The organism is Dehalobacter sp. DCA (assembly GCF_000305775.1).
Classification (GTDB): Bacteria; Bacillota; Desulfitobacteriia; order Desulfitobacteriales; family Syntrophobotulaceae; genus Dehalobacter; species Dehalobacter alkaniphilus.
Genome location: NC_018866.1, coordinates 1,627,367 through 1,652,444, shown reverse-complemented (window position 1 = coordinate 1,652,444; position 25,078 = coordinate 1,627,367). Strand labels below are relative to the sequence as shown.

General features: G+C 45.9%; 26 protein-coding genes and 1 riboswitch. Of the genes, 19 read left to right on the top strand and 7 right to left on the bottom strand.

The genetic code is table 11. The features are described 5' to 3' along the window. Positions 1-14: 14 nt before the first annotated feature. Positions 15-380 carry a NifB/NifX family molybdenum-iron cluster-binding protein gene (locus tag DHBDCA_RS07965; RefSeq protein WP_015043703.1) on the bottom strand — a complete coding sequence of 122 codons (366 nt, stop codon included), beginning with the start codon at positions 378-380 and terminating at the stop codon, positions 15-17. Between the two features lie 22 nt (positions 381-402). Continuing rightward, positions 403-771 carry an ArsR/SmtB family transcription factor gene (locus DHBDCA_RS07960; RefSeq protein ID WP_015043702.1) on the bottom strand — a complete coding sequence of 123 codons (369 nt, stop codon included), beginning with the start codon at positions 769-771 and terminating at the stop codon, positions 403-405. 206 nt (positions 772-977) lie between these two features. Between DHBDCA_RS07960 and DHBDCA_RS07955 the strand changes: the two genes are divergently transcribed. Both DHBDCA_RS07955 and rpoN read left to right on the top strand, forming a co-directional pair. Continuing rightward, positions 978-1,646 carry an HD domain-containing protein gene (locus tag DHBDCA_RS07955; RefSeq protein WP_015043701.1) on the top strand — a complete coding sequence of 223 codons (669 nt, stop codon included), beginning with the start codon at positions 978-980 and terminating at the stop codon, positions 1,644-1,646. 282 nt (positions 1,647-1,928) lie between these two features. Continuing rightward, positions 1,929-3,314, top strand: coding sequence for an RNA polymerase factor sigma-54 (gene rpoN, locus DHBDCA_RS07950; protein WP_015043700.1), 1,386 nt, complete (start codon positions 1,929-1,931; stop codon positions 3,312-3,314). Positions 3,315-3,604: 290 nt separating this feature from the next. Here the strand turns inward: rpoN and DHBDCA_RS07945 are convergent, their stop codons facing one another. The 4 genes from DHBDCA_RS07945 to DHBDCA_RS07930 all read right to left on the bottom strand — a co-directional run bounded on the left by DHBDCA_RS07945 (position 3,605) and on the right by DHBDCA_RS07930 (position 8,069). Continuing rightward, positions 3,605-5,323, bottom strand: a complete 1,719-nt coding sequence (locus DHBDCA_RS07945; RefSeq protein WP_015043699.1) for an NADH-dependent [FeFe] hydrogenase, group A6 — start codon at positions 5,321-5,323, stop codon at positions 3,605-3,607. Continuing rightward, positions 5,323-6,609, bottom strand: a complete 1,287-nt coding sequence (locus DHBDCA_RS07940; protein WP_242824879.1) for a complex I 51 kDa subunit family protein — start codon at positions 6,607-6,609, stop codon at positions 5,323-5,325. Before DHBDCA_RS07940 ends, DHBDCA_RS07945 begins: the two co-directional genes overlap by 1 nt. Then, positions 6,593-7,072, bottom strand: coding sequence for an NADH-quinone oxidoreductase subunit NuoE family protein (locus tag DHBDCA_RS07935; RefSeq protein WP_015043697.1), 480 nt, complete (start codon positions 7,070-7,072; stop codon positions 6,593-6,595). The genes DHBDCA_RS07940 and DHBDCA_RS07935 overlap by 17 nt, the downstream gene beginning before the upstream one ends. Before the next feature lie 337 nt (positions 7,073-7,409). Then, positions 7,410-8,069: a redox-sensing transcriptional repressor Rex gene (locus tag DHBDCA_RS07930; RefSeq protein WP_015043696.1), complete on the bottom strand. Its 660-nt coding sequence runs from the start codon at positions 8,067-8,069 to the stop codon at positions 7,410-7,412. 491 nt (positions 8,070-8,560) lie between these two features. Further along, a riboswitch (molybdenum cofactor riboswitch) is annotated at positions 8,561-8,695 on the top strand. Positions 8,696-8,768: 73 nt separating this feature from the next. Between DHBDCA_RS07930 and glp the strand changes: the two genes are divergently transcribed. From glp to DHBDCA_RS07895, 7 genes are all read left to right on the top strand, one after another. Further along, complete coding sequence (gene glp / locus DHBDCA_RS07925) at positions 8,769-9,986, top strand: molybdopterin molybdotransferase MoeA (protein ID WP_015043695.1); 1,218 nt, start codon at positions 8,769-8,771, stop codon at positions 9,984-9,986. 89 nt (positions 9,987-10,075) lie between these two features. Next, entirely contained in the window at positions 10,076-11,095 is a 1,020-nt protein-coding gene (locus DHBDCA_RS07920; protein ID WP_015043694.1) for a molybdopterin-binding protein, read from the top strand. Between the two features lie 51 nt (positions 11,096-11,146). After that, positions 11,147-12,109: a GTP 3',8-cyclase MoaA gene (gene moaA, locus DHBDCA_RS07915; RefSeq protein WP_015043693.1), complete on the top strand. Its 963-nt coding sequence runs from the start codon at positions 11,147-11,149 to the stop codon at positions 12,107-12,109. An 8-nt stretch (positions 12,110-12,117) separates the two neighbouring features. Continuing rightward, positions 12,118-12,606 carry a cyclic pyranopterin monophosphate synthase MoaC gene (moaC, locus tag DHBDCA_RS07910; RefSeq protein ID WP_015043692.1) on the top strand — a complete coding sequence of 163 codons (489 nt, stop codon included), beginning with the start codon at positions 12,118-12,120 and terminating at the stop codon, positions 12,604-12,606. 112 nt (positions 12,607-12,718) lie between these two features. Continuing rightward, positions 12,719-13,213 carry a MogA/MoaB family molybdenum cofactor biosynthesis protein gene (locus DHBDCA_RS07905; RefSeq protein WP_015043691.1) on the top strand — a complete coding sequence of 165 codons (495 nt, stop codon included), beginning with the start codon at positions 12,719-12,721 and terminating at the stop codon, positions 13,211-13,213. A 25-nt stretch (positions 13,214-13,238) separates the two neighbouring features. Then, positions 13,239-13,748 carry a molybdopterin-guanine dinucleotide biosynthesis protein B gene (gene mobB, locus DHBDCA_RS07900; RefSeq protein WP_015043690.1) on the top strand — a complete coding sequence of 170 codons (510 nt, stop codon included), beginning with the start codon at positions 13,239-13,241 and terminating at the stop codon, positions 13,746-13,748. Positions 13,749-13,789: 41 nt separating this feature from the next. Further along, the gene (locus tag DHBDCA_RS07895) at positions 13,790-14,230 is read left to right on the top strand and encodes an MOSC domain-containing protein (protein ID WP_015043689.1); all 441 of its coding nucleotides are present in this window, start codon (positions 13,790-13,792) and stop codon (positions 14,228-14,230) included. Positions 14,231-14,297: 67 nt separating this feature from the next. Here the strand turns inward: DHBDCA_RS07895 and DHBDCA_RS07890 are convergent, their stop codons facing one another. After that, positions 14,298-14,846 (bottom strand): gamma carbonic anhydrase family protein, encoded by a 549-nt coding sequence (locus tag DHBDCA_RS07890; protein WP_034378313.1) that lies wholly within the window; start codon positions 14,844-14,846, stop codon positions 14,298-14,300. Positions 14,847-15,097: 251 nt separating this feature from the next. Between DHBDCA_RS07890 and DHBDCA_RS07885 the strand changes: the two genes are divergently transcribed. The 10 genes from DHBDCA_RS07885 (at position 15,098) to tsaD (ending at position 24,867) form a co-directional block, all read left to right on the top strand. After that, entirely contained in the window at positions 15,098-16,525 is a 1,428-nt protein-coding gene (locus DHBDCA_RS07885; protein ID WP_015043687.1) for a Mur ligase family protein, read from the top strand. After that, positions 16,522-17,322, top strand: a complete 801-nt coding sequence (locus tag DHBDCA_RS07880; protein WP_015043686.1) for a type 1 glutamine amidotransferase — start codon at positions 16,522-16,524, stop codon at positions 17,320-17,322. The genes DHBDCA_RS07885 and DHBDCA_RS07880 overlap by 4 nt, the downstream gene beginning before the upstream one ends. Before the next feature lie 159 nt (positions 17,323-17,481). Further along, positions 17,482-17,769: a CopG family ribbon-helix-helix protein gene (locus tag DHBDCA_RS07875; protein WP_019225279.1), complete on the top strand. Its 288-nt coding sequence runs from the start codon at positions 17,482-17,484 to the stop codon at positions 17,767-17,769. Then, positions 17,759-18,109: a type II toxin-antitoxin system PemK/MazF family toxin gene (locus DHBDCA_RS07870; RefSeq protein WP_015043684.1), complete on the top strand. Its 351-nt coding sequence runs from the start codon at positions 17,759-17,761 to the stop codon at positions 18,107-18,109. The genes DHBDCA_RS07875 and DHBDCA_RS07870 overlap by 11 nt, the downstream gene beginning before the upstream one ends. Positions 18,110-18,281: 172 nt before the next feature. Further along, complete coding sequence (locus tag DHBDCA_RS07865) at positions 18,282-20,420, top strand: Tex family protein (protein ID WP_015043683.1); 2,139 nt, start codon at positions 18,282-18,284, stop codon at positions 20,418-20,420. 202 nt (positions 20,421-20,622) lie between these two features. After that, positions 20,623-21,849 (top strand): amidohydrolase, encoded by a 1,227-nt coding sequence (locus DHBDCA_RS07860; RefSeq protein ID WP_015043682.1) that lies wholly within the window; start codon positions 20,623-20,625, stop codon positions 21,847-21,849. A 17-nt stretch (positions 21,850-21,866) separates the two neighbouring features. Further along, positions 21,867-22,292: a tRNA (adenosine(37)-N6)-threonylcarbamoyltransferase complex ATPase subunit type 1 TsaE gene (tsaE, locus tag DHBDCA_RS07855; protein ID WP_015043681.1), complete on the top strand. Its 426-nt coding sequence runs from the start codon at positions 21,867-21,869 to the stop codon at positions 22,290-22,292. A gap of 72 nt (positions 22,293-22,364) precedes the next feature. Then, positions 22,365-23,075, top strand: a complete 711-nt coding sequence (tsaB, locus tag DHBDCA_RS07850; protein ID WP_015043680.1) for a tRNA (adenosine(37)-N6)-threonylcarbamoyltransferase complex dimerization subunit type 1 TsaB — start codon at positions 22,365-22,367, stop codon at positions 23,073-23,075. A 73-nt stretch (positions 23,076-23,148) separates the two neighbouring features. Beyond that, a complete protein-coding gene (rimI, locus tag DHBDCA_RS07845; protein WP_015043679.1) occupies positions 23,149-23,634 on the top strand; it encodes a ribosomal protein S18-alanine N-acetyltransferase in 486 nt (161 codons plus the stop codon). Between the two features lie 213 nt (positions 23,635-23,847). Continuing rightward, positions 23,848-24,867 carry a tRNA (adenosine(37)-N6)-threonylcarbamoyltransferase complex transferase subunit TsaD gene (tsaD, locus tag DHBDCA_RS07840; RefSeq protein WP_015043678.1) on the top strand — a complete coding sequence of 340 codons (1,020 nt, stop codon included), beginning with the start codon at positions 23,848-23,850 and terminating at the stop codon, positions 24,865-24,867. The last annotated feature ends 211 nt before the right edge of the window (positions 24,868-25,078 follow it).

Below are 25,078 nucleotides of genomic sequence, written 5' to 3'. Positions count from 1 at the left end.
AAAATCTATCAAGGTTAGTGGCATCCGTGATGGTTGCAGCTGTTCATGGCAGAGAATTCCGGAAGCTGGTTATCCAGGAAGAGCTGGATGTTATCCGAAACGGTGGTATTATCAACCCGTAAAGCACGCACCCCTTGCGCATTGAGTTTCATTAGGGCGCCTGCACCGATTCCGCCGACCAATATCGCGTCCACCTGTTCTCCACCCAATGCCTTCAAAGGCTGGCACATCCCGTGCTCATGATGAGAGTCTCCGTTGCCGATGACTTTCATCTCTTCTTTATCCAGGTCGTAGATCAGAAAAAATGGGGCTGAGCCAAAATGATCATAGGGGATACTCTCAAGTCCTTTGTCTTCTTTTACAGGGATACAAATTTTCATGTTTAAGCTCCTTTTCTGCGGTTTATTCATTGCTTGAACGCTCACAGCACTTTTCACGCTGGGCCTTGCAAGCATATTGACAATTGAATGGGACGCTGAAAACATCTTTATAGTGACCCGAGGTGTGGGTGCCTGATATCTGCTCAATGAATCCGATCATATCTACAAAAACAGATTGCTGCAAATTGTATTGTACGAAGTAGCCTGTTTTCTCGCCAATCAGAAGGCCGGCTTCCTTTAAAATTTTAATATGTTGGGACACGGCTGCTTCGGAAATTTGAAGATGTCTCGCAATTCCTTTAGCACAGATGCTTCTTCTGGACAGGATTAGCAGGATCTGCAGTCTTGTTTCGTCAGAAAGCGCTTTGAATACCTGCACAATTTGCTCCATATATCCTCCGGGTATTTTTAATTAACTAACTACTTAACTAAATTATAAAATACTTAAGTAATTAAGTCAAATAAACTGTTTTCTAAGTGGTTATAAAAGAAACGCTTCTGAAGACTGGCATTTCTCTATGTTATAATGATATGAAGACTTTTACGCCTTCATTTAAAAGCGTTTATTGCAAGGACAGGGAGGCATAGAATATATCGATGGAAAAACGGTATCGGGTTCTGCAGGATATTGTAGAGAAAGAGCTGTCTTATGCGGCCCACGATCTGGATCATGTTATGCGGGTCTATCATCTTTGTTTGATTCTGGCCGGGCAGCGGGATGATGTCGATACGGAAGTATTGATCCCGGCTGTCCTGCTTCATGATATTGCCAGAGCCAAAGAGGATGAAGATAATTCCGGAGAGATCGACCATGCCGTATTGGGTGCGGAAATGGCTGAGAAGATCCTTCAAGACCTAAATTATGATCCGGATTTGAGACAGGAGATCACACACTGTATTTTAGCGCACCGGTTCAGAACAGGACATCAGCCGGAGAGCATCGAAGCCAAAATCCTCTTTGATGCCGACAAACTTGATATCATCGGAGCAACTGGGATTGCCCGCTCTTTCATGCTTGCTGGCCAGCACGGGGAAAGACTATATCATGAAGTTTCTGTCGAAGAATATCTGAAGGAAAATATCGGTGAGAACGGCAGGATTAAAGATGCTTCTAAACATACGACCAACCTGGAATTTGAGCTTAAATTAAGAAAAATACCGGATAGGCTGTATACGGAAGAAGCGAAAGCAATCGCCAGAAAAAGGGTCAGATTTATGGAGTCATTTTTCAAGACTTTAGTGGAAGAAGTAACAGGAAATAAATAATCGAAATAAATAATCCTTGGAACGAATCTGCAAAGCGTTGAAATTGGCTGGAAAATGAAGAATAATTTACATAAAAAAATTAAAAAGCAATAATAGAAAGTATTTTAAATAAGTTGTATACTTGAACGTAGGTATCGTTTGGCATGAATCTTGCCGTAAGGGTCAAGTTGATGTATCATACCCGAGTAAATCCCGGTTTTTAATGTGAAAAGAAAATGAAAATGCCGTCTGTCCGGGAATCTGTATAGTATTTTAGTTTGATTCAGAAGGTGGAAGGAAAATATGAGGCAGATACGCCAAGATATATTTCTTGAACAGCAACAGAGATTGTTCATGACCACTGAACTGCGTCAGGCAATTTCTGTATTGCAGATGTCGACTCTGGAACTAAGCGAGTATATCACAAAAAAAATAGAAGAGAATCCTTTTCTGGACGAAGATGAACCCGTTGCTGAAAACAATGAGGTTGTCAGCAAGACTGCAATCCGGGTTAATATGGACGACCTGATTGAACATTTCAGCAGCGACAGCAATATGGGTCATATCTGGAATGAGAAGAATGAAAATAACACCGGATACGAACAATATCTGTCTGATCGGCCAAGTTTACAGGAGCAGCTTGAATTACAGTTGAATTTAGAGATCAAAAATCCTGCGGATATTATCATTGGAAACTTTCTGATAGGAAGTATTGATCGGAACGGCTATTTTACAACAGAACTGGAATATGTCAGCCAAAAATTGAATGTTGCCGTTGAGAGAGTGGAAGAGGTCCTAAAGGTCATTCATACTTTCTATCCTACCGGCGTAGGTGCCCGAAATCTTCAGGAATGCCTGCTTCTGCAAATGAGAGCAAACGGCAAGGACAGTGAGCTTGCGGAACAGGTTATTCAAAACTACTTCCAGGAGCTTGCCGACAAAAAAATAATGAAAATAGCCAATACCCTCTCCGTGTCTACGAAGCAGGTCCAAGAAGTCTATGATCTTATCAGGACGCTTGATCCCAAACCCGGACTGCAGTTTGGCGCTGAAAGAAATCCTTTTATCTGGCCTGATGTTACGATTATGAGAGACCAGAACGATTATATGGTTATTGTAAACGACTTTGATTTTAACTATTTGAGAATCAATCAGACGTATGTGGATATTCTCCGTAATTCGAATGCGTTATCTGATGATGTAAGAAAATATCTTGAAGAAAAGTTTGATTCCGCTTTGGGACTCATCCGCGGAATTGAACAAAGAAGACTGAACATTTACAAAGTTGTGCAAAGTATTGTTGATATTCAAAGAGAATTTTTTGACAATGGCATTGAATATCTGAAGCCCTTGACCATGAGTCAGGTTGCGGACCTGGTCGGCATCCATGAATCTACGGTAAGCCGGGTCACCTGCAACAAATACGTTCAGACGCCGCGCGGACTGTTTGCTTTGAAGTATTTCTTTAACTCCGGTGTGGGTTCTTATGACTGCGACAAAATAAGTTCCAAAAGTGTCAAACACTTGATCCAGGATATCATTAATAAAGAAGACCCGAACCAACCACTGAGCGACCAGGATATTATGATGATGCTTGTGAACAAAGGGATGAGGATCTCCCGGAGAACTGTCAACAAGTACCGTCAGAGTATGGGGATACCTACAAATTTACACCGTAAAAGATATTAATTGTCCAAAGCATTATCGCCTAAACTTACGGGGCACGAGATTCAAGTGGCATTGATGATTTTGAACTATATTTGGGTGGAAGATTAATCAATATAATGCGAAGGAACCGCGGGTATTTAATAACATCCACGGTTCCTTCGCATTATATTTGAATAGGTAATTCAAGGGAGGGTGTATTCAGAGAAGGTATATTCAGATAAAGAGTGTTCATTGGAAGGAGTGTTCAAGGGAAAGTATATTCCAGAAAAGGGTGTTCATGGACGGGGTGCTTTTGCTTCGACATCGCTTTTTTAACTGCGGTTGCAATATTGGGTGTGCAAAAGCCTGTGGGATAATTCTCCGAGGGGATCAAGCAGAAAGTCCTGATATAGTTCCTGTACTGCCGGATTTTCATGTGACTTGCGTAGCGGCATATTTTCATCGACCTGGTACAGGGCTTCGATCCGTCTGGCTCTGATCTCATTGGTCGTGCCGTAAGGCTGGCCTCCGCCGCCGATACACCCTCCGGGACAGCACATGACCTCGATGAATGTATAATCGGCCTGGCCGGCTTTGATCATTTCCAGGATTCTTTTGGCGTTGGCAAGTCCGTGGGCAATCCCCGCTTTTACTTCCGTTCCGGCAAGATCAACCGAAGCTTCTTTTACGCCGACCATTCCGCGCACGGCTGTAAAGTTTAAGTCAGTCAGGGTTCTACCTGTAACAACTTCATATACGGTACGCAGGGCTGCTTCCATAACCCCGCCGGTTGCTCCGAAAATAGCGGCTGCACCTGTTGATATGCCGAGGGGCGAATCAAATTCAGCTTCAGGGAGCATCCGGAAATCAATTCCCTCGTGCTGCAGCATTCTGCCAAGTTCGCGGGTCGTGAGGACGATATCTACATCCTGGCTGCCGCTTGCATTCATTTCCGGGCGCTCGGCTTCAAATTTTTTAGCGGTACAGGGCATTACGGAAACGACAATGATATCCTTGGCTTCAAGGCCGCTGGTCTGAGCATAGTACGTTTTGGCCAGGGCCCCAAACATTTGCTGGGGAGATTTGCAGGTCGACAGATGCGGAATTAATTCCGGATAGTAATGTTCCATATATTTGATCCAGCCGGGACTGCAGGAAGTAATCATCGGCAGGACACCGCCGTTTGCTATCCGGTCCAGTAATTCATGGCCTTCTTCCATGATGGTCAGATCTGCTGAGAAGTCTGTATCAAAAACCCGGTCAAATCCCAGACTGCGCAAAGCAGAAACGAGTTTTCCTGTCGCGATTTCGCCTGATGGGAATCCAAATTCCTCGGCTAGGGATACCCGGACGGCCGGAGCGACCTGAACGACGACATGTTTTTGGGGATCGGCGAGAGCTTCCCAGACGCGGTCTGTATCATCTCTTTCATGAATTGCACCTACCGGACAAACCAAAGCACACTGTCCGCACAGCACACAGGCGACATCAGCCAACTGTTTGCCGTATTCCGGTGAAATGCTGATTTCCGTACTGCGGTTATGACTATAGAGGATTCCAACGTTCTGAATATAGTGGCAGGCTTCCGCGCATCGGCCACATTTGATGCATTTATCCGGATTTCTGACCAGCGAGGGAGTTGAGAAATCCTGAGAGAAACTGTGTTTTCTTTTTTCTCCTTGGATATCCCTGACTCCGAATTTGGCGGCGATTTGTCTGAGCTCACAGTTGCCGTTGCGGATACAGGTCAGACATTCCTGCGGATGGTCAGCAAAAATTAATTCCAGAATCGTGCGGACGGTCTCTCTGACTCTCGGAGAATTCGTCGTGATGTTCATTCCGGCTGTTACCCTAGTGGAACAGGAAGGCACAAGGTTTTTTACGCCTTCTATCTCGACCACACAAATCCGGCAATTTGCCTTGACGCGCTGATCAGGATGATGGCAAAGGGTTGGAAGATCAATGCCCTGTTGTCTGGCTGCCTCTAAAATAGTGATTTCAGGTGCAACTGCCGTTACCTTACCGTTTAGCGTAATATTGATGGTTTGCATCAGGCGGTCTCCTCCTCAATGAATGATGGTTTGTTATCACGGCAGGAAGCAAGATATTCATCCCGGTAATAGGCCAGGGAGGAACGAAGGCTGTTGCCGGCTGCTTGGCCGAGACCGCAGAAGGAAGCTTCCTGAATCGCCCGGGTATACCGCTCCAGCGTGCTAACATCCTGACGCACGGCTTCTCCGGCGAGCAGCCTGTCAAGGATCAGATTGGCCTGACGCAGACCTTCCCGGCAGGGCGTGCATTTACCGCAACTTTCATGCAGAAAGAAGCGCAGCCGGTTTTGAACGTTTGACAAGATCGAACGGGTGTCGTCCAAAACAAAGATAGCCCCTGATCCGATCGTAATCCCGGTTTTGGCACAGGCCAGATATTCCAGCGGGGTAAAAAGCATTTCCGGCGGTATCAGAACGCCGGAAGCGCCGCCAATGTTTACCGCTTTTATGGCTTTTCCGGTCTTTGCTCCGCCGCCATATTCGTTGATAATTTGAGCGAAGGTCATTCCGAATGGTACTTCAAATAAACCACGGTTTTGGACATCGCCGGAAAGCGAGATCAACTTGGTTCCGGGACTGTCCGGTGTACCAAAAGAACGGTACCAGGATGCACTTTTTTCAATGATTTTAGGGATATTTGCAAGCGTTTCAACATTGTTGATCAACGTGGGTTTTTGCCAGAGACCGGCTTGGGTCGGGTAAGGGGGTTTCAGACGCGGACGGCCTTTTTTGCCCTCGATGGAGGAAATTAACGCGGTTTCCTCACCGCAAAGATAGCTTCCGGCACCGGAAAATAGCTTTAAAGACAAGCTGAAACCGCTGCCAAGAATATTGTCTCCAAGGAACCCGCGGCGCTCGGCTTCTTCAATGCTTTCGTGCAGGATTTTCTGTGCTTCAGGATACTCGTGCCGCACGTAGATATAACCTTCGGAAGCTCCGGCCATAAACGCCGCGATGGTGATGCCTTCCAACAGTTGGAAAGGGATATGGGTCATAATGAACCGGTCCTTAAAGGTGCCTGGTTCACCTTCGTCGGCATTGCAAATGATATAACGCAGTTTTTCCGTGTTGGCTCGAAGCATTTTTATTTTTTCAGCAGTAGGGAAAGCAGCTCCGCCCCTGCCGCGCAGTCCGGCATCCAATATTTCTTTCAGGGAAGTTTCAGGACCCTGGGCCAGGGCTTTGGCTAACGCGGAATATCCACCGTTTTGACAATGATGGTCCAAGTCGACATGCCTGCCCGGAGAAATATTAAAAATCTGATCGTCATCAAGCATTTTGTTCATCCTGATATTCCTTTCTTAAGTCACGGATAATGGCGACCGCAGCTTCCGGAGTCAGGTCACCATAGACCGCATCATCAATTTTGATGGCCGGAGACATATAGCAGGCACCAAGGCAATTGACGCTTTCCAGAGAAAAAAGCCCGTCTGCTGTTGTCTGTCCGATCTTAATACCGAGTTCCTGTTTAATTGCAGCGAGGATGGAAGCTTTGTTAGCATTTTCACAGGGCGCGTTCGTACATATCCGGATAATGTGTATGCCCCGTGGTTTCAGGGAGATCTCACTATAGAAAGATGCCGTAGAATAAACTCTGCTTCGGGAGATATTCATTTCCCGGGAAATTTCATTTACGGCTTCTTCACTCAGATGATTCTGGGGGTCGGCATCCTGAACGGCTAAAATTACTTGAAGCAACAAGGCTTCTTTTTTCCCAAACCAGTTGACAACTTCTTTGATTGCCGTCATTTGATCACACTGCCTTTCTGTAACCTTTCTGAAGGAAAGTTTACCTGTGCTTGCTTCAGTGTAATATGGGGCAAAATGTAAATCAAGAATAGTTATTTATTTGACAAAATAACAGAATAACAATGCAAAATAATAGACATTGCTAGCAAAGTTATAAATATATTTAACAATGCTGTTAATTATTTAACAATAAATAAGAAATCTTCCGGTTCAGTTTTAACAGGGAGATTATCAGGGCTATTTGTTGTTTTTCTTGAATTGATTATTCTATTTATATATGCCTATTTGTTCGCCTAATTGTTGATTGCTTTATGATCTATTCAACAATAATTGCTGTTTATGGTTTTTCTTTCAGAGACTCTTCCCTCAGCGACTTTTCCTGAAGGTTGTACCCGAGCACCATCAGACAGTCAATCATATGGGTATTTTCCACAATGATATCTTCCGGCATCATCAGTTCGACCGGAGAGAAATTCCATAAGGCTTTAACGCCTAAATCAGTAACCAACCTGGCGACCTCACCGGCACAATTTTCCGGCACGGTCAAAACCGCAATATCCACAGGGTTTTTGCTCAAAAAATCTGGCAGGTTATCCACGGGCTGGACCTCAACGTTTCTGATTTTTTCGCCGATCAGTTCAGGCTTGACATCAAAGATCCCGGCAAGTTTAAACCCGCTTTTTTCAAAATTCGCGTGTTTGGCCAAAGCATGACCCAAACTTCCGGCCCCTATAATGATCATGGTATGAGAATGCTGTAGTCCAAGCAGTTTGTGTATTTCCTGATGCAGAAAACCAACATCATAACCATATCCCTGTAAGCCGTTGCCGCCAAAACAGAAAAAGTCCTGTCTTACCTGAGAAGAGGTCAGACCCATTCGGTTGCCCAAATCTTTAGAGGAAATCCTGCTGATTCCCAATTGCAGCAGTGTTGAAAGATACCGGTAATATCTGGGCAAACGTTTTACAACCTGACTGGATAGTTTCTTTTCGTCCATCGACAGTTTCACCTCAAAATTGAATAATACGCAGTATAGTATATCATAATTTCGAAGTCTCGGGATGGGAACCGATAATTTTTTAGTCTGAGAATTGCTGGATAATCTGTCTATTCCAGCTAATTTCTAAATCTGGAGGCAATAGATGAACAACAAATTCCTGTTTTGAAAACTTTTATGACTCAATTTTTAACAAATGATATCATTGCTTAACAAAACGAAAAAATGCTTGGTGATAACATGATGGGCATTTCTCAAGGCTTGCAGGGTTATTAACGCTGTTAAACGAAGTAAATTTGAAACGGGCACATATTTAGCATTGATTATTGAATAAGGAACGAGTAAGATAAGTATAATCTTATCCTACCATGCCATTACCGTTGGGTGTGTTCCTTCCCTTTATATAACCCTACTAGGAGTGTTCACCTAGTAGGGTACCCCCTTCAATTGCTGAAGCGAATATAAGCAAAGGAGTCGGCGGATCACAACATTAGAATATTTTTCTCCGAGCCTTGGATCCTAAAGTTGCAATGCTGCTATGGATGCAAGGTCTGGACAAAGTCCACGGAGTAGTAGAAGAAATTCTGTTACTTGCTGTATTGCGAAGGAGATGTGAAAAGAATTGGTTTGTTTGCCGAGCCAAAAATCTTTATCCTGCATGTCCGTGCAGGATTTTTGTGATTAATAAGGAGGATATGCATGCAAAAAAATATTTCGTTGGAAGAAGCCCAAAGTTTGATATTTGATTATTGTCCTTTGACCGAAAAGGAGAATAATCATTTAGCGGATACCCTTGGTAGAGTGCTGGCAGAGGATATTGTTGCCAGGGAAAACATTCCGCCGTTTTCGCGTTCACCTTATGACGGTTTTGTTTTCAGGGCCGAAGATACTGCGGGAGCCAGCGAAGCTAATCCGGTCACCTTTGAGGTGATTGAAGAAGTGCCGGCAGGTTATACGGCCCAAAACGCTGTCAGCAAGGGTCAGGCAATTAAAATTTTGACAGGAGCTCCGATCCCTGAAGGCGCGGATGCAGTTGTCAAATTTGAAGAGGTAGAAGTTCAGGGTAGCAAGATATCTGTTTCAAAGGCCTTCATGCACGGTGAAGATATCGTGCCTGCGGGTGAAGATATTGCCGTAGGTGATCTGATAGCGGCTGAGGGAAACGTTGTTACGGCACCGCTGATGGGGCTGATGGCCTCCCTCGGTATTGCGGAAGTACTGGTTTATAAACGTCCAAAAATTGCGATTATCTCTACTGGAGATGAACTGCGTGATGTAACGGAGCCTTTAGCTCCCGGTAAGATCCGAAACAGCAACAGCTATACACTCCAAGGCTATCTCCGTTCACTTGGTGTAGAGCCTGTCGTGATGGGGATCTGCAAAGACAAAAAAGAAGATGTTGCAGCCCTGGTTGAAGAGGCTTGGAAGCAGGCCGAATTGGTACTGACGACCGGAGGCGTATCGGTGGGAGACTATGACGTGATCCGGCATGCAGCCGATTATCTTGGCGCCAAAACACTTTTCTGGAAAATTGAGATTAAACCGGGCTCACCGTGTCTAGCCGCAGTGAAGGACGGGAAGATGCTGATCGGCCTGTCAGGCAATCCGGCCGCAGCAATGGTAACTTTTCAGCTGATGGCTGTCCCCTACATTAAAAAAATGACTGGCAGAAAGGATTATTGTTATCGAAAGATTGAAGTGACCCTGAAGAAGGATTTCCGAAAATCAAGTCCTCGTCGAAGATTTTTACGTGGCAGAATGCTTTACGAGAATGGTATGGTCATCATGGAATCGACCGGAGAACAAGGCAATGGTGTGCTGCGCTCCATGCTCGGCTGTGATATCCTAGCGGAAATTCCGGAAAAGAGCGGACCAGTCAAAGCCGGTGAAAAATTAACCGCTTATATCATTGAATAGAAGCAAAATGAAAAAGTTGGAATTCAATAAGAATGGGAATCAAATAAGAAGCTGTTATAGGATTTTATGGCCTAAGGAGATGAATAAAAGTGAAAAAAATAGCAGTCCAGGATGCAGTCGGCATGACCCTTTGCCACGATATAACGAAAGTGATTCCTGGGGAATTTAAAGGCCCCGCTTTTAAAAGAAATCATGTGATCAAACAGGAAGATATCGAGGAACTGTTGAGTCTTGGTAAAGAGCACATCTACGTCTGGGAAGAAAATGCCGATGAAATCCATGAAGACGATGCGGCGATCAGAATGGCACAAGCTGTCATGGGTCAGAACATCAGTTTTTCGGAACCTCAGGAAGGTAAAACTACGTTGATTTCGACTCAAAAAGGTTTGCTGAGGATCAAAAGCTCATTGCTGCACGAAATCAATTCGATCGAACATGTTACGATACCGTCCCTACCGAATAATTTCAAGGTTGAAGTTAATCAGAAAGTTGCAGCAACCAGGATTATACCGCTTGTTACCAAAGAAGAAAATATTTGCAAAGTAGAAGAATTATGCACCCTTTATGGTCCGGTATTTCATGTTGAGCCGTATATAAAGCTCAGGGTTGGGATTGTAATTACCGGAAGCGAAGTGTATAAGGGAAGGATCAAAGATAAATTTGGGCCTGTGATCAGGAAAAAACTTGAGTATTTTGGCGTGGAAATCATCGGTCAGGAATATTGCCCTGATGAATTGGAATTGATTCAAGCGAAGATCACAGGTTATATGGAGCAAAAAGCCGACATGATTATTATGACCGGGGGGATGTCCGTAGATCCCGATGATCTTACTCCTGGGGCGATCAGGAGTACCGGTGCAGATGTTGTAACATATGGTGTTCCTGTTCAGCCCGGCAATATGTTTATGCTGGCTTATCTGAATGGGATACCTATCTTAGGCGTACCCGGAGCGGCCGCCTATTACAAGACCACTGTCTTGGATGCGGTACTCCCGAAGATCTTTGCTGGAGAGACACTGAACAAAAATGATTTTATCCGCATGGGGGAAGGCGGTTTATGTTTAAACTGCCAGATGTGTCAATATCCAAACTGCTATTTCTGCAGATAAGAATTTTCATTCAGTTTACGGGTATACGAGTGTAAGTGGGGAGTTGGGACAATGATCGATGCATATGGCAGGGATATCAATTATTTAAGAATATCTGTAACGGATTTATGCAATTTAAAATGTACGTACTGTATGCCGGAAAAAGGTATTGAGAAAAAAGAACGCTGCGATATCTTAAGCCTGGAAACTATGGAAAAGATTGCCGAGACAGCCGTTGAACTCGGGATCACCAAGATCAGGCTCACTGGCGGAGAGCCGTTGGTAAGGAGAGGGATCCTGGATTTGGTCCAAAATATTGCCTTGCTGAAAAACAAAGGACTCAAGGAACTAGGACTCACGACCAACGGGCTGCTTCTGAAAAAATATGCGGATGACCTGAAAAAAGCTGGGCTGACGCGGGTAAATATTAGTATTGACAGCATGGATCCGGCCAAATATAAGGAAATTACCCGCTGCGGTAATGTTCAGGATGTTCTGGAAGGGGTCAGGGCGGCAAAAGAAGCAAAACTATTCCCATTAAAGATCAATGTCGTTCTTATTGGCGGATTCAATGACAATGAAATCGAAGATTTTGTCGCGATGACGATGGATGATGATATCGAAGTGCGTTTTATTGAGCTTATGCCGATTGGAGAAGCTGGAGCATGGGGCCGGGAGCATTTCTTGTCCAACGAAGAAATACTGAAAAGAGTGCCGACGTTGATCCCGATGCCATTTAAAGGACATGGCAGCGTCGCACGTCTCTACAAACTTCCGAATAGCAAAGGCAACGTTGGTCTGATCAGCTCGTTAAGCAGTCATTTCTGTAATTATTGTAACCGGATCAGGATTACGCCCGACGGCAAACTGAAACCATGTCTTCATTCCAATATCGAGATCGATATCCGGAATTACGGTGAAAACGGACTTGAGAAGTTTCTGATAGATGGAATCATGGCAAAACCCACCCGTCATTGTATCCAGAACAGTGACTTTGAGCCGGTAATAAGAAATATGCATGAAATAGGCGGGTGAAAAATAACATGAGTGAACTGACACATTTCAATGAAGAGGGACGGGCCAGAATGGTTGACGTAAGCGGGAAGGCTGAAACCACTCGTGTGGCGGTAGCACGCGGCGAGATCCGGATGAAGCCTGAAACCCTGACGCTAGTCAAGGAGGGACTCATGGCTAAAGGGGATGTGCTGGCGGTGTCACAGGTTGCAGGTATCATGGGTGCCAAAAAAACTTCTGATATTATTCCGATGTGCCACCCGCTGCTGTTGTCGGGAATAGATGTTTCTTTTAAAATCAACGACCAGGAAAGCAAGATTGAAATTCAGGTAACAGTTAATAACTCCGGCCAGACCGGCGTCGAAATGGAAGCACTTACGGGAGTTTCTGTCGCAGCGCTTACCATCTATGACATGTGCAAGGCCGCAGAAAAGGATATGGTGATCGGGGATATCTGTCTGATTAGCAAATCCGGCGGCAAAAGCGGCAATTATATCCGAGCGGATAAAACAAAATAAAATATCCGAGGGACTCATAAATAACAAATTACGAACAAGAAATGAACAAGATATCCAGAACAAAAATGACGGACGTACTATTCAAAAAAACTCTTCGGAGAGGTGAAGAACGATGATCACTGTAGGCGTTATCACAGCCAGTGACAAAGGGTCCAGAGGAGAACGCGAGGACTTAAGCGGACAGGTCATTAAAAATATGGTCGAAGAGATCGGCTGGGAAGTTAGAATTCTGGAAATTGTTCCGGATGAACAGAAGATCATTGAAGCCAAGTTAATTGAATATGCCGATGAACATAAAGTTGATGTGATATTGACGACCGGAGGAACCGGGTTCTCACCGAGGGATGTGACCCCGGAAGCTACGCTGGCTGTCGTCGAAAGGCTTACTCCGGGAATTCCCGAGGCGATGAGACTAGAGAGCCTAAAGGTTACACCCAGAGCGATGCTTTCCAGAGCAGCCGCTGGAATCAGAGGCAAAACTGTGATTATCAATTTACCGGGAAGCCCGAAAGGTGTTAAAGAATGTCTGACAGTTGTTCTGCAGTCGTTGGAGCACGGCATAGAAATTTTAAAGGGGACTGCCGGAGAGTGTGCGCAGCCATTTTAACAAAAACGACAGGGAGGAGAACACTGTGAATGATGTTCCAGTCATATGTTTCGTTGCCGCGAAATCAGGCACCGGAAAGACAACTTTCTTGGAAAAACTAATCAGGGAAATGACGGAACGCGGTTTTAGGGTCGGCGTGATCAAGAGTGACGCCCACCGTTTCAATATTGATAAACCAGGTAAAGACAGCTGGCGATTTGCTGAGGCCGGTGCAAGATCTACGGCAATTATCGGGCCCGACCAATATGCTGTCATTCAGAAAACCGAGATGAAGAAAGATATTGAAGATGTGATTGCAATGATTGAAGGCGTCGATATCATCCTGGTCGAAGGGTTCAAAATGTCCCAAAGACCAAGATTTGAAGTTGTAAGAAGAGAGCTCGGCACCGACATCGTTTCTCCGTTGGAGAACTTAATCGGCGTTATCACAGATGTCAATGATCTTGCTGTTTCGGTTCCGGTGATCGATATTAATGATTTTCAGGGTGTCGCGGATCTTATCATTGAAAAGTATCTGTTTAGCAGCATAAAATAAGAATTCAATGTTTAATAAACCTAAAGGAAGGGGTATCCAATATGCCGAAAGTAATTGCTGTCAATATCAGTGAAACAAAAGGGGTTCCGAAACAAGAAATTGAAAAGGGCTATTTTCAAGTAGATCATGGTTTAGTAGGGGATGCGCATGCCGCCAACTGGCACAGACAGGTCAGTTGGCTCGGAACTGAAAGTGTTGAAAAATTAAAACAGGCCGGACTCACCGGGCTGGATAACGGTAGATTTGCGGAAAACCTCACGACCGAAGGCATTATTCTGTATGAGCTTCCCATTGGTACAAAGCTTAAAATCGGTGAGACGCTGATGGAAGTGACCCAGATCGGCAAACAATGCCATAACAGCGGATGCGCCATTAAACGGCTTGCCGGGGACTGCGTGATGCCGCGTGAGGGGATTTTTACCAAAGTCCTGTCTCCGGGATGGATTAAACCGGGGGACAGCATTGAGATCGTGGAACAGTAAACCATATCTTACAAACAAACTAAATGGAAAAGATAGTTGATAAAGTATTTCAACTATCTTTTTTAAATCACCAAAATTCAGAGGGAAAAGACAGTGATGATATCGGGTATCCTTGAACAAGATATTCCTGGCCTTTGGCGACGTACCTCTCTGTCATTTGGCGAATGGAGGCCAACTCTTCCGGCGTAATTTCTCTGATTACCTTCGCGGGAGAACCAAGAATCAGTGAATTTGGAGGAAATATCTTTCTTTCCGGGACCAGGGAGCCTGCGCCCACGATCGAATTTTCGCCAATGACAGATTCGTTCATGATGATGGAGCCCATCCCAATCAGGCAGCCTTTACGAATTGTACAGCTATGGAGGATACACCCATGGCCGACAGTAACCTCATCTTCTACAAGCGTCGGCAGATCAGTATTCACATGGATAACACTTAAGTCCTGGATGTTTGTTCTTTTACCGATGGCAATTGGGGCAATATCTCCGCGTAAAACACAATTGTACCAGATACTTGCGTAGTCTCCAATGGTTACTCTGCCAATGATTTTTGCGCCTTCCGCCATATAGACAGTTTCTGAGACCGAAGGTTTAACGTCTTGATAGGGAATGATCATAAGAATGGTTGCTCCTTGCTTTTTGGCTTTAAAAATATTATAGATTTCAGAACGGCCTTTGTCGAGAAGTATAAAAGGCCTGCCAACAAAAGGCTTGGCAGAAGCCACGTTTTCTTAAATAACAACAAACCCTTAAGTTGCTGTTTATTTTAGGTGTAAGTTAGGTTATATTAATAGGGATGTTTAAGAATGTTTGGAAATAACAAAGAAGTATGTTGTTACAACAACTAAAAAATAAGGAGCAGCTCCTGATGAAAATCCGTTTCTACCTGGCGCTTTGGACAGGAAAAATCGTATTGATATTGATGCGGCTTTTGCGGAAGAAAGGCACAACCTTCCCTGGATTTATTGCGCTTAAGATTTGCCCCAATATGATTGGCCTCCTGGCTTCCAGTTTTCCGGAAGGCGCAGTGATTATTACGGGAACCAATGGCAAAACGACAACGAACAACCTACTCGCTTCTATCCTGAAGACAGCCGGAAAAAAGATTGCTTTTAACCGGGAAGGGGCCAATATGCTTACGGGGATTACAGGAGCATTGCTGCAGAATACTACATTTGCCGGTATGCCGCAAGCTTCTGTCCTGCTGCTCGAAGTGGATGAAGCTACACTGCCGGGGCTATGCAGGCAGCTGACTCCACGGCTTGCTGTGATTACGAATTTCTTTCGGGATCAGTTGGATAGGTATGGCGAATTGGATACGACGATCAAGCTGGTAAAAGAGTCGCTGCCTGCCGCAACAGAACTGGTGCTGAATGCGGATGATCCGCTAGTTGCTCAGATCGGAACCGGCCGGAAAGGTGTATTTTACTTTGGGGTAAGCACACTGCCCACAAGCTCTGCCGACAGCACGGAAACGCGGGAAGGACGATACTGTTCGCACTGCGGTCAGGAATTGTCTTACACGCTGTTTCATTATGGTCAGTTAGGGTACTATAGGTGTCCCGGCTGCGGTTTCAGCCGGCCTGATCCTTATATTGAAGCGAAAGAAGTCAAAGTGGAAAGCAGGGAGATCTCGTTCAGGATAGATGATGACCATGACGACCGCGTCTATCAGGTACCTTTGCAAGGGTATTATAATCTGTATAATGCGCTGGCAGCTTTCTGTGCTGCGGACCGTCTGCAGATATCCAGAGAGGATATTGGTGCCGGACTGAACCGGTATGTTTCCGATGCCGGGCGAATGGAACAGTTTTCGCTTCCCGGATGTGAGGCAACGTTGACCCTGGTGAAAAATCCAACAGGTTTTAATCAGGTCATCCATACCATTGCAGAACTGCCTCGGTCTGTCCGCTTGCTGATTGCGATTAACGATCTGGCGGCCGATGGCCGGGATATATCTTGGTTATGGGATGTCGACTTTGAAATTTTGGCTTCGCGTCAGGATGACGTGAAACAAATCATATGCTCCGGTTTAAGAGCTGAGGACATGGCTTTGCGGCTAAAGTATGCTGGAATTAAGGAAGACAGAATTACAATGGAACATTCTCTGGAAAAAGCGGTGGAGATGCTGGAACAGCCAAGCGCCAACACGGTGTCAGCGGTTGAGGCGGCTGCAAGCATAGCAGATGGAGAAGCCGTATTTATTTTGCCAACCTACACTGCCCTTTTCCCGATGCGGGATATTCTGGTGAGAAGAAAAACCGGAGAAAAACAGCGTAAGGCGGTAAATATATGAAGCTCACCATTTTTCATCTTTATCCGGATTTGCTTGATTTATACGGCGACAGGGGAAATGTTCTGGCGCTGGCTGCCAGATGCAGGTGGCGCGGCATTGATGTCGAGATACGCAGAATATCTTTGGGGGAAGAAATGGATTTCTCCGAGGCGGATATTCTTTTTCTGGGGGGCGGTTCAGACCGGGAGCAAAGCCTTTTGGTTCAGGATTTAAGCACCAGATCCTCAGAACTTAAAGCGGCGATCGACGATGGACTTGTCATGCTGACCATTTGCGGCGGTTACCAGCTTTTGGGGCTGTATTATCAGACCGGAGACGGGAAAAAAATTCCGGGCCTGGGCATCCTGGACTTCTATACCATCGCCGGAAACAAACGACTGATTGGCAATGTCATTGTTGAAATGGCACCTGAACTTCTGAGTTCCGTGTCGGGAAATATTCTCCGGCAGACCGATGGCGTTGAGGTGTTCAATACCATGGTCGGATTTGAGAACCATTCTGGGAAGACCTATCTTGGATCAGAGCTGAATTCCTTGGGAAGAGCGCTGAGGGGTTATGGCAATAACGGAGAGGATTTACAGGAGGGTGTATGGTATAAAAATGTTTTCGGGACTTATCTTCATGGACCGTTGCTGCCGAAAAATCCCCATATTACCGACCTGCTGCTGAGACTGGCGACAAAAAGAAAGAATCCGGCTTATCATCTGGAAATCCTGGAAGATTCTCTGGAAAAAGCAGCGCATCATGCGGTTATTGAGCGTTTTCTTACGGCAGGATTCAGGGCAGGACCCAAATAGGATCAAAACAGGAAAAAATTACATGATTAAAACCAGGAAGAATTATTGAATATTGCTTGTACCCGGCCGTGTCTTCGTTGACACTTTAGAGGGTGAGTCGCTATAATAAAATAGGATTGCTTAATGGGGCCTTCCGTGGCCATGAAGGGGGTGCCTTGCTTGGCAGAGACTAGGCGTATTGTTGTATGTTTGCCGGAAAGCATTATTGAGGAAGTAGACGAAATCGTATCGTCAGAGAAGTTAAACCGGAGTGATTTTATCAAAGAAGCTGTTTACAGTGTATTGATTGAACGGCGAAAAGCAGGAATACGAGAGCAGATGCGGCAGGGATATGTTGAAATGGCTCAAATCAACCTGTCGATGGCAGTAGATTTATGCCAGGCTGAAGAAGAGGCAACCATGCGTTATGAAGGGAAACTAGCTTGGAGTGTCGGGTATGAGTATTAAACGCGGGGAGATTTTTTATGCGGAACTAAACCCCGTTGTAGGTTCTGAACAAGGCGGCACCAGGCCGGTCTTGGTTATTCAGAATGATATTGGAAACCAGTATAGCCCGACAACAATTATCGCAGCAATTACATCCCAGATTTCAAAAGCCAAACTGCCGACCCATGTGGAAGTCAAAGCGAAACGAAGTGGTTTGGAAAGAGATTCTGTTATTTTGACTGAACAAATCAGAACGATCGATAAGAGCCGTTTGAAGGAAAAAGTCGCAGTGCTCGACGAGGAAGTAATGCTCAGGGTTGATGAAGCTATTGAAATAAGCCTTGGGCTGACGGAGATCTGAAGGATTTCAATGGATGAGGCCAAATTACATAGTACGGAATAACGCAGCGTACAGGCTTCTAACACCTGACGCTGTTTTTTATACGGAGGGGAGACATGGGGACGTTTCTTTTATCCCCTCGAGGGGATAAAAGAAACGTCCCCATGTTCCCATGATTGGAGGAAAAAACATAATGGACTTTATTAGCGTCATTTCGAGGGAGTTAGGATTGAAAACCTGGCAGGTCGGGGAAACGGTAAAGCTCCTGGACCAGGGGAATACCATTCCGTTTATTGCACGCTACCGCAAAGAAGCAACCGGAGAATTGGATGAAACTGTACTCAGAACCATGGCAGATCGGCTGGAATATATCCGGAACCTGGAGCTCAGAAAAGAGGAAGTCATTCGCTTGATTAACGAACAGGGCAAGCTAGATGACGGTTTAAGATCCAAAATAAAAGCTGCCGTCAAACTGCAGGAAGTCGAAGACTTGTACCGGCCCTACAAGCAGAAAAAAAGAACCAGAGCCTCGATAGCCAGAGAAAAGGGCTTGGAGCCTCTGGCGGATTGGTTATTCAACCAGCCTGCCAAAGGAAGCCTGCAGGAAGAGGCCGCTAAGTATCTTAATCCCGATTTGAGTGTTCATAATGCTGCTGAGGCCTTGAGCGGAGCCCGGGATATAATTGCCGAGAACGTTTCCGATGATGCGGAAACAAGAAAACTAGTTCGGACCAGGATCTATGAATGGGCAGAAATTACAGCCAAGGCGAAAAAAGAAGAGCGTTCGCCGTATGAGATGTACTATGAATATAAGGAACCTGTCCGTAAAATCCCGCCGCACCGGGTTCTGGCTTTGAACAGAGGAGAAAAGGAGGAATTCCTTTCCGTAGGGCTTGAGATTGAAGCGGATAAGATTCTGCAATTACTGGAAAAGAAATACCTGAAGGGAGGCCCTTGTCAGGAGTTGATGAAAGAGGCCTTGCGGGATAGCTATAAGCGGCTGATCTACCCATCGATCGAAAGGGAGATCCGGGCCGAGATTACCAGCAGGGCAGGAGAACAAGCTGTCAAGGTGTTTTCCGCCAACTTGCGGCAGCTTCTGCTGCAGCCGCCGGTAAGAGATAAAGTGATCATGGGGCTCGATCCCGGTTACAGGACGGGCTGCAAGTGGGCGCTGATCGATGATACAGGAAAACTTGGAGAGGTAGGGGTGATCTATCCAAACCCTCCACAGAATAAAAAGCAAGAAGCCAAAAAGCTCATTGCCAAAGTGGTGGAGCAGTACGGCGTCCAGATTATTGCAATCGGCAATGGAACAGCTTCCCGCGAAACGGAGGAGCTCGTCACCGAATTCATCCGGGAAAGCGGACGTCCGTTGGAATATATTATTGTCAGCGAGGCAGGGGCTTCGGTTTATTCGGCTTCGCCACTGGCCAAAGAGGAATTCCCGGATTTTGATCTTTCGCTGAGAAGCGCGGTATCCATCGCCCGCAGACTGCAGGATCCTTTGGCTGAGCTTGTCAAGATTGAACCGAAAGCAATCGGTGTTGGTCAGTACCAGCACGATATCCAGCCTAAGGTTTTGGAAAGCTCTCTGGGCGGTGTCGTCGAATCCTGCGTCAATACAGTCGGAGTCAACTTGAATACGGCTTCTCCGTCTATTCTGAAATTTGTCTCCGGATTGAATTATACAGTCGCCAAAAATATTGTTTCCTACAGGGAGAAGAACGGCAAATTTCGTTGCAGGGAAGAACTGAAGAAGGTATCCCGGCTCGGGGAACAGACCTATATTCAATGTGCCGGTTTTATCCGGCTGCCGGATGGAAATAATTGTCTGGAAAACACACCGGTTCATCCAGAGTCTTATGATGTCGCCTCGGCAATCCTGAAGAAAGCCAATTTGACAGCGATGGACCTCAAAACGAATCCGGAGCAGGTGCGCGCTGCGCTGGGAGGTTTCAGCGCTGAGGGATTGGCTGCGGAACTTCAGGCAGGCTTACCGACCGTTAAAGATATTCTCGAGGCTTTGCTGAGACCGGGGAGGGATCCGCGTGAGGACCTGCCGCGCCCACTGCTGCGTCAGGATATCACCAAATTGGAGGACCTGCAGGTAGGAATAAGTCTGGAAGGGACGGTCAGGAACATTGTTGACTTTGGCGCATTCGTCGATATTGGCGTCAAGAATGACGGATTGGTTCATATCTCGGAACTCAGCAACAGTTATGTCAGACATCCGATGGAAGTTATCTCGGTCGGCGATATCGTGAAGGTGAGAGTCCTCGGTATCGATCACGCCAGAGGTCGAGTCAGCCTCTCGATGAAGGATATTTAATAAATCATTCTTGAAATAACTTCATACAAAGAGTAACATTCAGGCATGCAGATCTTCTGAAAAAAACTCTATAAATCAGTCTGGGGGCCACAGTTTCGCGGTGAGCGCAGCATGGACGACGGCACAGGAAGCGTGAAGGCGTTTGAATAGCCATTATAAATGTATTTGTACGATAATACCTTAAAGTGAGGAAATATTTCATATGAGCAATCAACAGATCATTATTGCCGGCGGAAATATCAAGCCGATGACCGGAGAGCCTGAATTTACAGGGAGCATTTTGGTTAAAGACGGTAAAATTGAAAAAATTAGGAAGCATTCGGTTGCGGAGACAGATGAAGACGAAGAAAGTGCGTTCAGAGAAATGTTCGGCCTAAGTACAGAAGAGGAGCCGGTACATATTGTGTCTGCCAGGGGAAAATGGGTTTTGCCTGGTTTCATTGATGCGCACTGCCACGTCGGGATTGGAGAAGAAATCTATCAGCATGAAGGTGACGACCTGAATGAAATGACGGATCCACTAACCCCCGAACTTCGCGCGATTGACGGAATCCATCCTGAAGATGAAGGCTTCAGGGATGCACGGCTCGGAGGAGTCACCGCTGCATTTACCTGCCCCGGAAGCGCAAATGTCATTGGGGGTACAGGTGTTGTTGTCAAAACGGCGGGCCGTGTGGTCGAAGAAATGATTCTGAGAGATCCTGCAGGACTCAAAATTGCGTTCGGTGAAAACCCAAAATCTGTATACGGAGAACAGAAAAAAATGCCGATGACGCGGATGGGAACCGCAGCCTTGCTCCGGCAGGCGTTGGTAGATGCTCAAAATTATCGGGAGAAACTGGAACAAGGCCAAAAGGATTTGGACAAACTTCCTGAACGGGACCTCGGACTCGAAACCATCAATCTTGTACTGGACAAAAAAATACCGCTCAGAGCGCATGCCCACAGGACAGATGATATCATGACTGCTATCCGCATAGCCCGCGAGTTTGACGTGGATCTTGTTCTGGATCACTGTACTGAAGGACATAAAATTGCCGATGTTCTTCAGCGGTATGGCTATCCAGCGGCTGTAGGTCCTTCTTTCACAAACAGGGCTAAAGTAGAGCTTAAAGATAAAACATTCAGCACACCGGGAGTATTGAACAAAGCAGGACTTAAAATAGCGATCATCACTGATCATTCCGTTACCCCTATCGAGCATCTGCCGCTGTGTGCAGCGATGGCTGTCCGCAACGGACTTGAGGAAGAAGACGCACTGAAAGCAATCACGATCTGGCCGGCTGAAATACTCGGGGTAGCTGACAGAGTCGGATCTTTGGAAGTAGGAAAAGATGCTGATATTGTCGTATGGGAGGGCAAGCCGCTCAGTTTTGAGGCCACGCCCCATACAGTATTGATCAACGGTTTGATCGTAAAGCCCGAGTGAGACGGGAGCGTGAAAATATGGAACGGCTGATTGAATCGAGAAGTTCTGAGGAGACTTTTCTTCTCGGGAAACAGCTCGGACAAAGTATCCGGGAAGGCACGGTCATCTGTCTTTATGGAGATTTGGGCTCGGGCAAAACCGTCCTGGCCAAAGGGCTCGGTGAAGGACTCGGGGTTACAGACACCATGACAAGTCCGACATTTACCCTGATTCAGGAATACAGTACCAAAATTGATGGACTGAAACTGATTCATATGGATTTATACAGGCTCCGCTACCCGGAAGAAGCAGAAATCATTGGTGTTGCCGATTATTTCCGGGATGACTGTGTCTGTCTGCTGGAATGGCCGGAAATCATCGTGGATTTACTGCCGGAAGACAGGTTCGAAATCAGAATTCAGGGAAGTGGTGATCAAACACGTTTAATTATGCTCAATTTTTGACATCATACTTGCTAAAAAGCTTTAGAATAAATCTGTGGTCCTAAGAAAAAATAATTAAGAGCAGTGAGGCTTATGAAATATCTGACAATCGATACAACGACAAAGATGACTGCGCTGGCCCTGGGTCAGGATGGCAGGCTGGTCGGAGAGGGATTTCTGAACACTGGAAAAACCCATTCTGAAAGACTGATCCCGATGCTGGATCAGCTGCTGAATGCTGCCGACTGGAAACCCGTGGATCTTGATTTTATCGGCGCAGTCCGGGGTCCGGGGTCGTTTACCGGCATCAGGATCGGAATTGCCACAGCCCAGGGACTTGCACAGGTCCTCAATATCCCTTTGGTCGGAATTACTTCGCTGGATACGCTAGCCTGGGCCGGAAAGGGCAGGCCGGAAGAAACTGTTGTGATCCTTGACGCCCGTAAAAATGAATGGTATTATGCCCGCTATATTTGGCGGGAAGGCAGAGAGTGCCTGGACGGGCCGAAGGCTGTTACGCCGGAGGCGCTCACAGCGAAGTTGAAGGAACTTCAAAAACCTTGTTTTTTTGTTGGGGATGCGGTTACCGGAGCCAGAAAATTTCTGGAGGAACAACTCGGCAGCCAGGCCGTTCTGCTGTCCGAATACCAGTACCTGCCCAGAGGAGCCTATGCAGCATGTGAGGTTTGGGAACAGTGGAAGGCAAGATGCTTTGACGGGAATTTTCAGGCCCTGGAACCCATTTATATTCGTCTCTCAGAAGCTGAAACCAATTATCTTAAGAAACAAGGTACAATGCAGTAGTCATATTGGTATTCTCAACATACTATAATTCTGAAACATCATTAAAAAGAATACTGATATTCAGGTGATAAAAATGTTAAAAAGAGGTCAGGCCGAACAGAATAGGGAACCTGAGGCGGAGGCTATCGTTCGTCCTATGCAGCTTGAGGATATCCCATCCATTGTGGCGATTGAGGAAGTATCGTTTGCCACGCCATGGACAACGGAGTCCTTTACATCAGAACTGAAAAATAATGTTTTAGCCAATTATTTTTGCCTAGAGCTGGATCACAAGGTTATTGGCTATATAGGGCTTTGGATCGTCATGGGAGAGGGCCATATTACAAATGTTGCAATCTGGCCGGGATGCCGCGGTAAGGGCTGGGGTGAATACCTGATGAAAAACGTGATTTATCAGATGATTGCCAAAGGCGTGCTGCGGTTTACACTGGAAGTCCGGGTATCTAATCAGGCGGCGCGGAATCTGTATGAGAAATTAGGTTTTAAGGCCGCCGGAGTACGCAAAGGGTACTATTCCGACAACCAGGAGGATGCACTGATTATGTGGGCCAGTCTCTAGTAGATCGATTAGTAAATTACGTTATCCTTTGCCGTCAAAAAGCCGCACTTCGTATCGTGCTCCGCTTGGCGTTGACCATCCATTCCGGAGACTTAGTCTGCAGCTAGTGCAAGCTACTAATGTTATTTAGAAATTGCTGTACTAGATTTGTTAACCTTAGAATTAAAAATTAAGGATTTACGGGTACTTAACTGGTCTCGTTGGAGGAGTATTGTGGACAATAACAAGAATGTAATAATTTTAGGTATTGAAACGAGTTGTGATGAGACGTCGGCGGCAGTCCTAGCCAATGGCACGGATTTAAAAAGCCACATCATCTCATCTCAGATTGGTACCCATCAAAAGTATGGCGGCGTTGTCCCGGAAATAGCATCACGGGAACACTGTCTGCATATCAGCCAGGTAGTTGCAGAGGCCCTCGGACAAGCAGGTATGGGATTTAAAGATCTTTCTGCGGTTGCAGTGACGTACGGCCCGGGGCTGGTAGGGTCTCTGCTGGTGGGAGTATCTGCTGCCAAAGCCATGGCCTATGCAGCAGACATTCCTTTAATCGGAGTCAACCATCTGGAGGGGCATGTTTATGCCAATTTCTTGGAGCATCCGGACTTACATTTCCCGCTGCTGGCGCTTTTGGCATCCGGCGGACATACCAATCTGATTATTTTTAGGGGGCATCTAGACTATGAAGTGATCGGCAGAACTAGGGATGATGCTGCCGGGGAAGCCTTTGACAAAGTAGCCCGGGCGCTCGGATTTGGATATCCGGGCGGTCCGAATATCCAGAAAGCTGCTTTCGAAGGAAACGCAGCAGCTTTTGATTTTCCCAGAGCGATGCTGGAGACCGGGAGCTTTGATTTTAGTTTCAGCGGGTTAAAGTCCTCGGTACTTAATACCTTAAACAGTGCCCGGATGAAGGGCGAAGTTTTGAATACTGCCGACCTGGCAGCTTCTTTCCTGGCTGCCGTTGTGGAGGTGCTTGTGCAGAAAACCCTCCGGGCCTTGGAAAAATATCCGGTTAAGACCTTGGCCCTGGCCGGCGGGGTTGCAGCAAACAGCAATTTGCGGCAAGCGCTGCAGCAGGAACTGGATCACCGCGGGATCTCTTTTGTTTACCCTTCACCGGTATACTGTACCGACAATGGTGCGATGATTGCACTGGCCGGTTATTATCGCTTTATGAATGATGATTATGCTTCATGGAAGTTAAATGCAGTTCCTGGCTTAAATCTGTAAAATTGGAGGACGCAGTTACATCAGTTTATATTCAATTATTCATTAATAATTATCAAAATTATCAAAAACTTTATATTTTTTATTTATTATGGTAAAAAAATCGACAAAAAAGAATAGGTATAAGAAAAACATAGGATGCAATATTTATCCACAACGATTGTGGATAATGTGGATAAACCATGAAAAAACTTGTTCTTTGGCTACTGCGGAT